Origin of the sequence: Methylophilus sp. 'Pure River', assembly GCF_046765995.1 — a bacterium.
GTDB lineage: Bacteria > Pseudomonadota > Gammaproteobacteria > Burkholderiales > Methylophilaceae > Methylophilus.
In genome coordinates this window covers 68238-83194 of record NZ_JBKOUE010000011.1, presented here as the reverse complement: position 1 = coordinate 83194, position 14957 = coordinate 68238, and the positions used below count along the sequence as shown (strand labels likewise).

Below are 14957 nucleotides of genomic sequence, written 5' to 3'. Positions count from 1 at the left end.
CTCTTTTGCAATATCGTTTTTAAATGAAAGTGATTGTCAGTGATTCAGTTTAAACAACTGACTTTTTCCAGAGCAGGTAAAACACTGGTCGAAGCGGCCAGTTTCCAGTTGCATCCTGGGCATCGCGTCGGTCTGACCGGGGCCAATGGCGCGGGTAAATCGACCTTGTTTGCCTTGCTGCGCGGTGAGCTCACGGCGGATGTGGGCGAGTTGCTCATGCCGCCACAGTGGGTAATTGCGCATGTGGCGCAGGAAACGCCTGCGCTGTCGCAATCTGCACTCGAATATACCCTGGATGGCGATGAAGAGTTGCGCACCTTGCAAGCGCGCCTGGCGCAAGCGGATGCCGGGGAAGGTAATGCAGGCGAAAGCCATGACCCGTTGCATGTCGCCGAATGGCATCAGCGCCTGGCGGATATTGATGGCTATAGCGCAGAAGCCAGGGCCAGTGCCTTATTGGCCGGCCTGGGATTTTCTCAGTCACAGTTAAGTCGTCCGGTCAGTGATTTTTCCGGGGGCTGGCGTATGCGCCTCAACCTGGCGCGTGCTTTAATGTGCCGTTCGGATTTGTTATTGCTGGATGAACCGACCAACCACCTGGATATTGAAGCCGTCATCTGGCTTGAGGGCTGGCTGAGTGCCTATCGCGGCACCTTGTTACTGATTTCGCATGACCGCGAGTTTCTTGATAACACTGTTAACCATATTCTACATATAGAGCAGCAACAACTGACTTTGTATCGCGGTGGCTATAGTGATTTTGAGCGCCAACGTGCAGAAAAGCTGACATTGCAGCAAGCCAGCTATCAAAAGCAACAGCAGCAAATGGCGCATTTGCAGAAATATATTGATCGTTTTCGTGCACAGGCGACCAAGGCACGCCAGGCACAAAGCCGCATCAAGGCACTTGAGCGCATGGAGCGTATCAGTGCTGCGCATGTAGATTCCCCGTTCAGTTTCAGTTTTCGTGACCTGGGTTCGGCGCCTGATCCTTTACTGGTGATGAATCAGGCGGGGTTGGGCTATGCAGGTCAAACCCTGGTCAAGCTGGGGCATCTGGCTATACGACCTGGTGAGCGCATCGGTTTGCTGGGTAAGAATGGCGCTGGCAAGTCCACCTTGATTAAAGCGCTGGCGCAGTCAGAAACCTTATTGTCGGGCGAGCGGGTAGAAGGTAAAGATTTACGTATCGGCTATTTTGCCCAGCATCAGCTGGAGCAACTGGTTGCCAGCGACTCGCCCTTGCAGCATTTGCAGCGGCTGGACACCAATGCCAGAGAGCAGGAGCTGCTGGACTTTTTGGGCGGATTTGATTTCCGCGGCGAGATGGCCAAAGCGCCTTGCGGCCCTTTTTCTGGCGGTGAAAAATCGCGCTTGGCATTGGCGATGCTGATTTGGCAACGGCCCAACCTGATTCTGCTGGATGAACCGACCAACCATCTGGACATTGAAATGCGGCACGCCTTGTCTATGGCTTTGCAGGCCTATGAAGGCGGCATGGTGATGGTGTCGCATGACCGTACGCTGCTGGCCACATGTTGCGAAAAATTTGTACTGGTGGCTGATGGGCAAGCCAGTGTGTTTGATGGCGACCTGGAAGATTACAAAGTGTCTTTACTCAAGGTGGCGCAAACTGAAGTCACTACGAACCGACCTGTGGCCGCCAAGCAGAATAGCTATCATCAGCAAAAAGCGGACCGACAGGCACGCCTGGTGGAGCGCAGGCCTTTGCTCAAAACGCTGGCGACATTGGAAACACAGTTGACCAAGCTCACGCAGGAAAAGCAAGATGTAGAAAACCGCCTGGCGGATAGTGCGATTTACGAGGTAGAGCAGCGTGAAACATTGCAGGCGCTGCTGATTGCGCAAGGTGAAAATCAAAAACAACTCGATGTCATCGAAGAGCAGTGGTTAGACGTGCAGGAAAAACTGGAAGCCCTGCCTGAGATTGAATAACACGGATAATATTAATAAAGGGAGCATCATGGAAATGACTTATGAAGAACGTTTGAGGTTTATGTATCAGCTATGCCAGGCGCAGACTTGTGCGGGTATTCAGTCTGAAGCACAAGCTGTAGAAGCCTTTGCCAATGTTGAAATCGAAGACGCTATACATTATCTGGCGAGCTTTTTAACGTTTAAAGCGATTCAGTCCGCTGACCGCCATCCGGCAGAAGAGCTGGAAAACGATTTTGATATGCTAGGTGTGTATCAATGCTTCGGAGTGATGGTGTATGCCTTCTTATTCATGCCACTCACTCAGGAAGGGCGTCATCCTGACTACGATAGGGCGCAGATTACCATCGGTAAAACCCTGTTTGATGGGCTTGCGCCAGAGATGCTGGCTGAGATTATTGAATCTGGCTTTCATAAGTTCAAACTGATTGCAGAAGCGGAGTCTGAACATTGGCAGGAGTACCGTGAAAACCTGGATAAAGTGACCATTAGCTATATGATTGCAACGACAGATGATGATAGCCCGCATAGTCCGGAAGAGGTGCTGCCACTGTTTGGTCAATTGCTAAGTCAGTTATGTGAGGCATTTACGGCTGATTAGCCGTTTAGTATTATAAAATTTTCAGGTATGCTTTAAAATTGTTTAACATTTTTGATACAGTTTGAAAACTTGGGTAAAGTTAGGCCATTTACGCTTGTTAATCAATTTAATTGTTCATAATATTCCAAGGCTAAATATTACGATAAGCCTTGTGTTATCTTTTAAAAAAGGACATAAATGAGCAAGCTGCTGTTGATTGACGATGATGTTGAATTAGCCAATATGCTGAAGGAGTTCCTGACGCAAGAGGGCTTTGCGGTGACGACTGCGCACGATGGTCTGACCGGCGAGCAATATGTGCTGGCAGGCAAATTTGATTTGGTGATTCTTGATGTGATGATGCCAGGTCAGGATGGTTTGCAGACGTTACGCAATGTCAGACAACATTCCGATATCCCTGTGCTGATGCTAACGGCCAAGGATGATAATGAGGGCCGTATAGAAGGGCTGGAGGGCGGTGCGGACGATTATGTCCAGAAGCCATGCCTGCCGCGTGAACTGGTTGCCAGAATTCGTGCCATTTTGCGCCGTCATACTAGTGACACGCCTAAAGGCAACGATATTGTGGTTGGCCAGTTGGTGGTGTCCAGCGAGCGCAGAAAAGTATTCTGGGCTGACAAGCCGATTGTGTTTACCAGTACGGAATTCAGCCTGATTGAAATTCTGGCCAAGCACGCCGGTACGATTGTGAGCAAAGAAGATTTGTCCATCAAGGCGCTGGGTCGTCCGTTGGTCAAATATGACCGTAGTATTGACGTGCATTTAAGTAGTATCCGTCAAAAAATATCAGAAGTGTCTGGCGGTGTGAATGTGATACAAACCATTTACCGCGTCGGATACCAACTTGTTAGAGAGTAAGTGAATTAAACGCGAGGGTTATGGGGCGCCTGTTCTGGAAGTTATTTTTAGCATTTTTTTTGGCGCTCATCTCCACCGATCTCATCGTTGGTAATATTGTTGAGTGGCAGACCCATCAACAATCTCCCATACATCATACAGTCTCGCAGGCTTGCACTTCAGTAAGCGACTGTGAGACCAAGCCAAATGCCTTAAAGCCTGAGTCTCAGTCAGTGAAGGCCGATCAACCGTCGGCTGAGAGGCAATACTTTAGCCTGCCTTTATATGTACTGATCTACAGCCTCGTCTCCAGCAGCATTTTTGCCGGAGTCCTGGCCTGGTCAATTTCGCATCCCATCAAGTTATTGCTTGATCATCTTAAGAGTGCCGCAGAAGGGGATTTGCTGGTCAGGGTGAGCCCCAAAATCACCGCCAGTCACGATGAATTTTCTGAGTTGGGTGAAGCATTTGACTTGATGGCATTGCGCCTCAATAACATGATTAAAAGCCAATCCAAAATGTTGCATCATGTTTCTCACGAGCTACGTTCGCCATTAGCCAGGATACAGATGTCGGTGGGCCTGGTGATGCAGAATCCCAAGAAAATGCAAAGCTCTTTACAGCGTGTTGAGCTGGAAGCGGTACGCATGGAAAGAATGATTTCAGAGTTGCTGGAAATCTTTCGATTTGAATCTGGCATGCAGAAGCTGCAAAAGACCGAGGTCGATTTAAAAGAACTACTGACCGGGATTGTGGGTGATGTGCTATTCGAGAAACATGAGGCCAAGCTGCATCTGGATATGCCGGAGGATGCTGTAGTCGTGGACGGCCAGTTGGAGTTGTTGCAACGGGCAATCGACAATGTGATCCGCAATGCCGTGAAATATGGCCCAGAGAGTGGCGTGGTAACGATTGAGTTGCAACACAGTGCACGTACCAGTGAAGTGATCCTGGAAGTGGAGGATCAAGGCCAGGGCGTCGAGCCGCAAGAGCTTGAGCAAATCTTCAGGCCGTTTGTACGCGGACGTCGCGCATCACAGGTGGACGGCCATGGCATCGGCTTGGCCATGACCAAGCATATCGTTGAAGCGCATGGTGGTTTCGTCAAAGCGACCAATCTCAGTCCGCATGGTTTTATGATCCGTATCCATTTGCCCGAAAAGCATGAGGCTCCTACCGATCAAGAGTCTAAAAATTGGATGTAACAATGCTAAAATAGCGGGTTTACGAATAACGCAGACGATAGCCGGATACTTTATGACAGCACAACATTCCAACCCAGACAGCACGACAGAGTCAGTCGTTGATGAGAATCACGTGATTGCAGAGCGTCGCGAAAAGTTGCGCCTGCTGCGCGAACAGGCGCAATCTGCACAAGTCGCGACGTTTCCTAACGACTTCAAGCCTGAGCATAAGGCCGCTGTTTTACAGGAGACTTATGCTGCCACAGAGAAAGACGTGCTGGATCCGCAAGAGATTGTGGTTGTGGTGGCCGGTCGCATGATGCTCAAGCGCGTCATGGGTAAAGCCAGTTTTGCGACGATTCAAGACAGCACGGCGCGTATTCAACTGTATGTAGCACGTGATGAAATCGGCGAAGAACTCTACGAGAGCTTTAAACACTGGGATATGGGTGACATTCTGGGCGCGCGCGGACGTTTGTTTAAAACCCGCACCGGTGAGCTGTCGGTGCATGTGACCGAACTGCGTTTGCTGACCAAGTCGCTACGCCCATTGCCAGAAAAATTCCATGGTCTGCAAGATCAGGAAATCAAATACCGTCAGCGTTATGTTGACCTGATCACCTCTGAAGAAACCCGCGCGACCTTTAAAGCGCGTTCAAAAGTCGTGGCGGCGATTCGCCAGTTTATGAATGACAACGAGTTTCTTGAAGTGGAAACGCCCATGCTGCACCCGATTCCTGGTGGTGCGTCAGCCAAGCCATTTGTCACACATCATAATGCGCTCGACATGCAGATGTTTATGCGTATTGCGCCAGAGCTCTACCTGAAGCGCCTGATTGTGGGTGGTTTTGAGCGCGTGTTTGAAATCAACCGTAACTTCCGTAATGAAGGCCTCAGCGTGCGGCATAACCCTGAGTTCACCATGATGGAATTCTACGCAGCCTATACTGACTACCAATGGCTGATGGATTTTACCGAGCAATGTATCCGTGCGGCAGCGATTGCGGCCAACGGTACGGCAGTATTGAGCTATGCTGGCAAAGAAGTCGATTTAAGCAAGCCGTTCGAGCGTTTGACCATTGTCGGTGCAATCCAGAAATATGCACCGCAATATACGCTGGCACAACTCAATGACGCGGACTTTATCCGTCAAGAATTATTGAAGTTTGGCGTAAAACCATTTGACCATGCTGGTTTGGGTTCACTACAGTTGTCCCTGTTTGAAGAAACTGCGGAAAGCCAGCTGTGGCAGCCAACCTATATTATTGATTACCCGGTGGAAGTATCGCCTTTGGCGCGTGCTTCAGACAAGCACCCTGAAATCACTGAACGTTTTGAGCTGTTTATTACCGGCCGTGAAATGGCCAATGGCTTTAGCGAGTTGAACGATGCTGAAGACCAGGCCGCGCGCTTCCATGCCCAAATGAAAGCCAAAGAGGCGGGTGACCAGGAAGCTATGTATTACGATGCGGACTTTATCCGTGCCCTGGAATATGGCATGCCGCCGACCGGTGGTTGTGGCATTGGCATCGACCGCCTGGTGATGCTGATTACGGATAGCCCAAGCATTCGCGATGTGATTCTGTTCCCGCATATGCGCGCAGAAAGCTAAACCAATCAAAATAACATGGAGCCACCCGATAAGGGTGGCTTTTTTGTTACTAATAGTCTGCCTGTAAGAAATATGTAAGGTTTGTCATCAAACTGTCATATTGAAAATTCAAAATACGTCCCGGATACACACATGTAATCTTATTAACAGGGGATAATAATGAATTTGAAGTTTCGTCGTTTGTTGATGGCAACCTTGGCCGGTGGCTTGTTAACAGGTTTGACGTCTGTCTCATATGCTGATTCAACTACTGACCTGGTGCAGGCATTGATTAGCAAAGGTGTTTTGACTGAAGAAGAAGGCGCTTTGCTGATGAAGGGCCGTACTAATGAAGTTGAAGTGCAGAAAAAGAAAGAAAGCAAGAACTGGACTAGCCGTGTGAATATCCGTGGTTATGTGCAGAACCGTGTCACGGCGATGATTGGTAATGATGGTGATGATCCTGCGCATCCTGTCGATTTGTGGTCTGACCGTTCGGTGGGTACTGATTCATCCATTAACCCAGATAAGAACTTTTTGATTCGTCGTGCACGTATCATTATTTTTGGTGATTTTGGTGATCATTTAAGCTACTACATCCAGCCTGACTTCGCATCGTCTGCCAGTGGCACTAACAACATTGCGCAGCTTCGTGATGCTTACGGCGATATCAATATTGATAAGGCTAAAGTACACCGCGTGCGTGTGGGCCAATCTAAAGTACCTTATGGTTTTGAAAACCTGCAATCGTCTTCTAACCGTTTGGCGATGGATCGTGTAGACGCAATGAACAGTGCAGTGCGTGATGAGCGTGATACAGGTGCGTTTTACTACTACACGCCAGAAAATGTTCAGGCATTGTTTAAAGAAATCAACGATAAAGGCCTGAAACACTCTGGCAACTACGGTATGTTGGCTGCAGGTTTGTATAACGGTCAAGGCGCCAACCGCAGTGATGTGAATGACAATTACCATGTAGTCGCACGTGCTACTTATCCGTGGAAAACTGAATCCGGCCAAATCTATGAAGCGAGTATCCAAGGCTATCATGGCGACTATGCACCAACAACAGGTCGTTATAATTTCAATGGTAATACTAACGTCAGTTCATCTGCAAACACTGGTGCAACACGTACGCCTACCATTGCAGCTGCGGATGCCAAAGGCTTTAAAGACCAACGCGTTGGGGTGAGTTTTGTGATGTACCCACAACCATTTGGTTTACAAGCTGAATGGAACTGGGGTACTACACCAGGTATGGATGCTGCTCAAAACAGAATTGAAGAGAAAAGCCTGCAGGGTGGTTATGTGCAGGCCATGTATAAAATCGACAATTTCCAATTCCTGGAGACGAATGGTACTTTGATTCCATTTATCAAATGGCAATACTTTGATGGTTACAACAAAGCGGAAACTAACGCGCCTGAGAACCATGTGAATGATTGGGAATTGGGTGTGGAATGGCAACTTGCACCAGAGGTTGAGATTATGGCTGAATACCACCGTATGAAGCGTAATAACCTGGTGACTGGTAACCGTGCTGGTACACTGGATTATCAAAGCTTCACAGCAGATGCATTGCGCGTACAAGTGCAGTACAACTTCTAACAACAAACGTATCAAAACTTAAATTGAAATCCCGCATTCTTGCGGGATTTTTTTTTGTTTTATATATAGTTAAAAGTAATATAAAAATAACAAATAATTATTTTTTAAAATATACATAGTCTGAAATAATGCCGTTTATTCAATGCAGTGAGGGGCGTCATGTCTACAGTATTAAACAAACCGGAAACAAAAACGGACGAGGCTGTACTGGCTATCGTGGCCGCCGCCATTACGGCAGTGCAGCAGGATACTGGTTATGGTTCGATTGAAATTACGGTACATGATGGGCGGGTGACACAAATTGAGCGGCGCGAGAAAGTCCGCTTTGATCACCAGGTAAAACCCAAGAAATAGTTGAAATGATTTTACTGAGCACTGACCAGGCTGCTGGAAGTCATTAATTTACGGGAGATAATACATGCAGTTAAAGAAAATAAGTCTTGCACTGGCAACCGCAGGTGTGTGGTGGCTGGGTAATGGCGTGGCCTCGGCAGCAGAAGAGGGTCAGCTGGCAGAGACACAAGTAGAGGATGCTGAGCAACAAAAAAAGGTAAAGGCACGCCTGGAAGAAATTAAAGCCGAAGAAAAAGCAGCGGCCAAAGCGGCCAATGGCTATTACGTTGAGCGTCGCAGTTATGGCACGCAAAAAGAAACCGAGCCACCGCGCTATGTGAAGCAGTTAAACAAGACATGGCTGAAAGACTACGACAGTTTTGCGGATATTGACTGGCTAGATATTGGTTTCGAATATCGTGCCCGTTACGAGCATCGTGATAACGATTTCAGACGTGCGCAAGAAAATATTGATGATCCACTCTTGTTGCGTTCACGTGCTTACTTGGGGTTGAAGAATATTCTGGATCCATTCCGTTTTGCCGTTGAAGTGCAAGACTCCCGTCGTAACCATAGTGATTACACACGTAGCAACGATACGCGCGATGTGGACAAGGCGGATGTGTTACAAGCGTATCTGGAGCTATATTACAAAGACAGTATCTTTGGTAAGGACGACCTGGGTAACAGCCGCCCATTTTGGGTGCGAGGTGGTCGGTTGGCCTGGGAAAGTCTGGATCGCCGCCTGATTGCGCGTAACGAATGGCGCAACACGACCAATACTTTCCAGGGCGTGCGTGCCAACATTGGTGAGAAAAAGAATGACTGGCAGTTGGAAGCGTTTGCCGTACAACCGGTTCAACGTTTTACCGATAAGTTGGATGAGGTTGATCACTCGCAGAACTTCTATGGCGTGATTGGTGACTGGCGTCGTTGGTCTGAATACGTGACTATCCAGCCTTATTATTTTCTCTTGAAGCAGAATGGCGACAAGGTTGAATACGATACCAATGGTAACTTGTATTCTGATCGTAGTGTTTATACAGCCGCACAGCAAAACCAGGCGACCATTGATCGCGAAATTCACACCGGTGGTGTGCGTGTGTTTGGTGTGGTGCCTGGCACTCAATGGGACTACGATGCCAACTATGCTCAGCAATGGGGTCACCAGCAACGTTTTATTAGCAATGCCATTGGCTATCGAAAGGTAGATCATGATGCTTTTGCCTACAATGCTGAGGTTGGTTACAGCTTCAAGCACCCATGGAAACCACGTGTCAGCGCTTCTTATGGTGTTGCGTCAGGCGATAAAACAACGGCGTCAGGCACGGACTTCAGCGACAACGGACGCTTTGACCGCTTGTTCGGTTTTGCCCGTCCATGGTCAAACAACGATTACATCCAGATGGAGAACATTCGTGCGTCAAAAGTACGCCTGGAATTTGATCCACAAGTACCTTACTTAAACAACGTTAAAGTCGATACAGGTTTCAGCTGGTACCGTTTGGATGATCCAACCGATCGCTGGAATGCGGGTGCTAACCTGCGTGACAGAACGGGCAAATCTGGCAGTGACCTGGGTAAAGAGTTTGACCTGCGCGTGCGTTTCCCACTGAATCAGTATGCTTCACTCAATTTGGGCTATGCGCACTTCTGGGCCGGTGATTTTGTGAAAAATGCGGTCAGTGCTAATGCGACAAACATTGCAACGTTTGACCAGAATCGCTCAAACAGCTCAGATTTTTTCTACACAGAATTAACCCTGCTCGGTTTCTAATAGAGGACTTATATGCAATTTAATCCAACTTTTAAGAAGGCATTGCTGATCGCTGCACTGATCACGCCATTAGCTGCCTGGGCTGCCGACGTCAACCTGCTCAACGTGTCTTACGATCCAACACGTGAGTTGTATCAAGACTATAACGATGCATTTGCCAAGTACTGGAAAGCTAAAACGGGCGACAATGTGGTGATCAAGCAGTCACACGGTGGTTCTGGCAAACAGGCGCGTTCTGTTATTGATGGTTTGCAGGCAGATGTGGTGACGCTGGCGTTGTCTTACGACATTGACGAAGTCGGCAGTAAAGGGCGCTTGTTCGGGCCAGACTGGCAAAAGCGTTTGCCACATAACAGTTCGCCTTATACCTCCACCATCGTGCTTTTGGTGCGTAAAGGCAACCCGAAAAACATCAAGGACTGGAATGATTTGATCAAACCAGGGGTTTCTGTGATTACGCCTAACCCGAAAACTTCGGGCGGTGCACGCTGGAACTATCTGGCTGCGTATGCCTACGCGCTTAAGCAGAACAATAACGATGATGCCAAAGCCAAGGACTTCTTGAAAAAGCTGTTTAAAAACGTGCCGGTGCTGGATAGCGGTGCGCGTGGCTCAACCACCACTTTTGTTGAGCGTGGCATTGGTGATGTGTTGCTGGCCTGGGAGAACGAGGCTTTCCTGGCGTTGAAAGAGCTGGGCCCAGACAAGTTTGATATCGTGGTGCCATCCTTGTCGATTTTGGCTGAGCCGCCAGTGACGGTGGTTGATAAAAATGCCAAGCGACATGGTACTGAAGCGGTTGCAAAAGCTTACCTGGAGTATTTGTATAGCGAAGAAGGTCAGGAGATCGCGGCGAAGAACTACTACCGTCCAACCTTGGAATCTGTCGCCAAGAAATACGAAAAACAGTTTCCAAAGGTCAATTTGATCAAGATTGATGAAACGTTTGGCGGCTGGCAAAAAGCACAGAAAACACATTTTGCCGATGGTGGTGTGTTTGACGAGATTTACCAAAAATAAGATTTGATTAACAGAAAAAGGCATTTACCCAATGCCTTTTTCTTTCTCTACAAAAGGAGAGTGTTTCATGTCAAAAGCATTAGTGATTGGTGGTGACCGTATTGAAGGCATCAAGCAGGTACTGCAAGCGCAGGGGATCGATAAAATTGATCACTGGACAGGCAGAAAGCCCGGAGATGTGAAGCGCGAGCTACCGGCAAACGTCAATGTGATTGTGTTGGTCACCGGCTGGCTCAATCATTCCATGATGTACCGTATCAAGCATGTGGCGCACAAACGCGGCCTCAAGGTCGTGTATACACGCAATAGTGCCGATGGTATGCAGCGCGTACTCGAAGCGGCCTGATCACGCGTTGCACGGTTACGCAGTCTTAAATATTAATTTTTTTTAAATTAGGTCTAAATTTATCCGTTTGTTTGGCCGATAACCCTAATGAGATTTCAGGTTTAATGACCTGACTCAAGAATTTTTCTGTGTCGACGGCTCAGAATAATGCGGTGATAGCGGTTAAAGGGTAAATAATGAGTCAAACCGGGATTGGCGAACTGGCAGCGCCACTCAGCGAAAATATAACGCAGCGGCAGTTTATGCGTCATCGTCTTGTGCGTAAAGTACAGGATCATACTCATTTTTTGGCGATGGCAAGCATGGTATGCGGTTTGCTGGGCTTTCCACATTACCTGTTAGACGTAGATAACAATGTCTGGCTGGCACAACTACTCACTTATCTCACATTTATTCTGGTGAGCTACAATTTGCTGCTCGAAAACGGCCGCACCAATCTGGCCATGCTCACTATGTCGCTGGTCACCATCAGTTTGTTTATGGTGCAACTTTCCCCTTATGCCGCCGATTTTAACGATACTGCGCATCTGCTGCGCATTGCGAATGACCTGCAGGTGCAACAAGACTCAAGGCTGGTAGAATACGCCTCAGGTGCTTTGCTGGCTTGCCTGATTGCCATTTCCTATTTATTCCAGCGTTCTGGCTGGCTAGCTACCAGTCAGGCAATTTTGTGTGTTGCGGTGATGATTCCCTTGATCCCGCTGCTGGGTTTTTTGTGCGGCATTGCCCATCCTTACGGCCTGATGCCACCATTAGCGACCCTGAGTGGTTTGTTATGCGCCTTTGGTTTATTGGCCAGGCACGCGTCGCATCCGCCCATGAGTTATTTATTGTTGATGGACGATAACGGTAAGCAGATACGCTTCAGCATTGTGTTCTTAAGCTTTTTTGCCATCATGTTGGCCAGGGCTGGCGTCGAGTTTGAAGACAATATGCGTGCATTACCGGCATTAGTGGTGGTGGCGATTCTGGCCATTGTCTATACCATGACGGTGACTTATTACCGCAAAGGGCAAAGCACCGACCTAGTGCTCCCGGCCACGGATATGGACTTTGCCAGCCAATTGGAAGCAGCGTTGGATAGTCAGCAGTTTTTTATGGTGTATCAACCGCAAGTCGATTTCAATACGGGTAAGTTAAAAGGCGTTGAGGCGCTAGTGCGCTGGCGGCATCCCGAAAAAGGCGTGATCTCACCTGAAAAATTTATTCGCGTGGCAGAACTCACTGGCCTGATTGTGCCTTTAGGCAAATGGGTGATGCGAACCGCTTGCACGCAGGCAGCGCAGTGGAACCATCACCCGGTATTGGGACAGATGGAAGTGGCTGTGAATGTGTCTGCTTTGCAGCTCAAGTCCGGCACGCTGGTAGAGGATATTTTACGCATCCTGGCTGAAACTGGCTTACCGCCACAGCGGCTGGTGGTGGAGCTGACTGAAAGCTCTTTTGTACAAGATGATGGCGAAAATGCCCGCATCATGCATCGCTTGAAACAGGCAGGCATCAAACTGGCAATTGATGATTTTGGCACCGGGTATTCGTGCTTGTCTTACCTACGCGATATTCCTGGTGACTACTTAAAAGTCGATCGTTCATTTGTCATGGAGTTGCCAGGCCATAACAAGGCCGAGGCAGTGATTCAGGCCATTGTCAGCCTGGGTAAGAGCCTGGATTACCGCATTATTGCCGAAGGCATCGAAAACGAAGCCCAGGCCAGCTTTCTCAAAGGCATAGGTTGCGATATCGCGCAAGGTTTCCTGTTTTCACGGCCGCTGGAAGCACCGGCTTTAGAGCATTGGGTGGCTAACGACCTTGCTGTCAGTACAGAATCTGTCAATCCATCATCATTGGTGGCGAATAGTAGTCGCTGAAGCGCTATATCTTTGGTTGCTTATATATAATTTCATGCCATTTCATAGCAAATCATCCATGAGTATCAATTTAATTTGATTTAAAGGATGATAAAACCCTGTTTTATTTTATGTTGGTCTCAATGTAATTGCGCCTATAGTAAAACAAAACTGCCTGCCAGCGCGGGCAATAATAATAGATCGAGACAGGGGGCAACATGTCAGTATCCAGCATTGACTGGTCAGCTGTAACTGTTCAGGAATGTACAACGCAACACCAGTACATGCGGCATCGATTTCTTAGAACGGTACAGAAGTATTCTCCTTGGCTGGCGCTCGCCAGCATTGTGAGTGTGCTGCTAGGGTTCCCATTGAGTGACCTGCACCACACGTTTGAATTAAGTGTGCTGCAGAGTGTGAGCTACCTCATTTTTGTGGTGGTGAGTTTGCGTGTCATCTACGACACCAGGCGCGAGCATCCCATGGTCAGATGGCTGATTGGCAGCGTGTTACTCGGCTATTTCCTGCAAACCTATTGGCTATTAAGCAGCCATGCCTCTTTTAGTCATATCGCCTCTATCAATAGCTTTTCACAAGTGGTCAGCCATGGCCAGATTGCGACCGATTTCGGTATGTCTTTGCTGGTGATCGCCGGCTTCTTGTTGTGTCACTATCAATGTAACCGGGCTAGCCAGGCCGTGCTTAGTGTCGCGTTGTTGCTGCCAGTGACTGGCTTGCTGGCGCGTGCTTATGGTATTCCGGATGCCTATGGGCAGCTTTCCATGTTGTCTTGCTTGGGCGGCTTGCTGTGTGCCTCGGCCTTGTTGGCCAAGCAGGTCTCTCAAACCTCAATGAGTTATCTGCTGTTGATGGACGATACTGGCAAGCACCTGCGCTGGATCGTCAGCTTGCTGTTTTTGTGTGCCATCGTGTTGGGCGGCGTGGGCGTGTATTTTAAACACGACTACCGTTTGACGCCTTTGATTATCACGCTGGCATTGATCTCAGTCGTCTGCATCATGACGTTTACTTATTACCGTAAAGGCGTCATGCATGAGCAGGTGTTACCGCCTGAAGACCTGGCCTTTGCCAGCGAGCTGGAGGCGGCGATTGCGCATCAGGAATTTTACCTGGTCTACCAGCCGCAACTGGACTTTATGACGGGTGAGCTCGTTGGTGTCGAAGCATTAATCCGCTGGCAACATCCGCAACAAGGCGTGGTGCCGCCTGCCAAGTTTATTGGCGTGGCCGAGTTGACCGGCCTGATTGTGCCCATGGGCGCCTGGGTATTAAAAGCGGCCTGCCAGCAGGTGGCTGCTTGGCAAGAAGGGGCATTGAGCAAGGCCAAAGTGTCGGTGAACGTTTCGCCCATGCAGTTACGCTCACCAGGCTTTACCGATTATGTGCTGCAAGTGTTACGTGAAACCGGCTTGTCCGCTGACCGCCTGGTGATAGAGCTGACCGAGAGCGCCTTGATTCACTCTGATTGTAAAGGCACTGATAGCTTGCAGGCGCTCAAGCAATTGGGCGTCAAGCTGGCCATCGATGATTTTGGCACTGGTTACTCATGCCTAGCCTATTTGCGCGACATTCCTGGTGATTATTTAAAAGTAGACCGGTCTTTTGTCAATGACGTGCCTGGCAAAGAGCGCTCTGAGGCGGTGACCAGTGCCATTGTGGTGCTCGGCAAAAACCTGCATTACCAGATTGTGGCCGAGGGGGTTGAAACACAAGCCCAAGCCGACTACCTGAAGAGCCTAGGTTGTGATTTGGTGCAAGGTTATTTATACGCCAAACCCATGGAAGAGCAAGCCTTGCAACAATGGGTGAGCGCAAGGCTTGCGTGAGTGCTGCTAT

12 protein-coding genes are annotated in these 14957 nt (G+C 48.7%); all 12 read left to right on the top strand.

The annotated features are described in order from the left end of the window. Positions 1-39 precede the first annotated feature (39 nt). The 12 genes from ACIDE9_RS13175 to ACIDE9_RS13120 all read left to right on the top strand — a co-directional run bounded on the left by ACIDE9_RS13175 (position 40) and on the right by ACIDE9_RS13120 (position 14947). Entirely contained in the window at positions 40-1956 is a 1917-nt protein-coding gene (locus ACIDE9_RS13175) for an ATP-binding cassette domain-containing protein (RefSeq protein WP_411995163.1), read from the top strand. A gap of 28 nt (positions 1957-1984) precedes the next feature. Then, positions 1985-2557, top strand: a complete 573-nt coding sequence (locus ACIDE9_RS13170) for a hypothetical protein (protein WP_411995162.1) — start codon at positions 1985-1987, stop codon at positions 2555-2557. Positions 2558-2734: 177 nt separating this feature from the next. Next, the gene (locus ACIDE9_RS13165) at positions 2735-3415 is read left to right on the top strand and encodes a response regulator transcription factor (protein ID WP_194754195.1); all 681 of its coding nucleotides are present in this window, start codon (positions 2735-2737) and stop codon (positions 3413-3415) included. Positions 3416-3474: 59 nt separating this feature from the next. Then, positions 3475-4599: an ATP-binding protein gene (locus tag ACIDE9_RS13160; protein ID WP_411995161.1), complete on the top strand. Its 1125-nt coding sequence runs from the start codon at positions 3475-3477 to the stop codon at positions 4597-4599. A 52-nt stretch (positions 4600-4651) separates the two neighbouring features. After that, entirely contained in the window at positions 4652-6190 is a 1539-nt protein-coding gene (lysS, locus tag ACIDE9_RS13155) for a lysine--tRNA ligase (protein WP_411995160.1), read from the top strand. Between the two features lie 159 nt (positions 6191-6349). Beyond that, positions 6350-7777, top strand: coding sequence for a porin (locus tag ACIDE9_RS13150; protein WP_411995159.1), 1428 nt, complete (start codon positions 6350-6352; stop codon positions 7775-7777). 159 nt (positions 7778-7936) lie between these two features. Continuing rightward, complete coding sequence (locus tag ACIDE9_RS13145; RefSeq protein WP_194742588.1) at positions 7937-8131, top strand: YezD family protein; 195 nt, start codon at positions 7937-7939, stop codon at positions 8129-8131. Between the two features lie 64 nt (positions 8132-8195). Next, entirely contained in the window at positions 8196-9887 is a 1692-nt protein-coding gene (locus ACIDE9_RS13140; protein ID WP_411995158.1) for an alginate export family protein, read from the top strand. Positions 9888-9899: 12 nt separating this feature from the next. Further along, positions 9900-10907, top strand: coding sequence for a sulfate ABC transporter substrate-binding protein (locus ACIDE9_RS13135; protein ID WP_411995157.1), 1008 nt, complete (start codon positions 9900-9902; stop codon positions 10905-10907). Positions 10908-10974: 67 nt separating this feature from the next. Next, a complete protein-coding gene (locus ACIDE9_RS13130) occupies positions 10975-11253 on the top strand; it encodes a DUF2325 domain-containing protein (protein ID WP_019882674.1) in 279 nt (92 codons plus the stop codon). Positions 11254-11429: 176 nt separating this feature from the next. Then, positions 11430-13121 (top strand): putative bifunctional diguanylate cyclase/phosphodiesterase, encoded by a 1692-nt coding sequence (locus tag ACIDE9_RS13125; RefSeq protein WP_411995156.1) that lies wholly within the window; start codon positions 11430-11432, stop codon positions 13119-13121. A gap of 197 nt (positions 13122-13318) precedes the next feature. Further along, positions 13319-14947: a putative bifunctional diguanylate cyclase/phosphodiesterase gene (locus tag ACIDE9_RS13120; protein ID WP_411995155.1), complete on the top strand. Its 1629-nt coding sequence runs from the start codon at positions 13319-13321 to the stop codon at positions 14945-14947. The last annotated feature ends 10 nt before the right edge of the window (positions 14948-14957 follow it).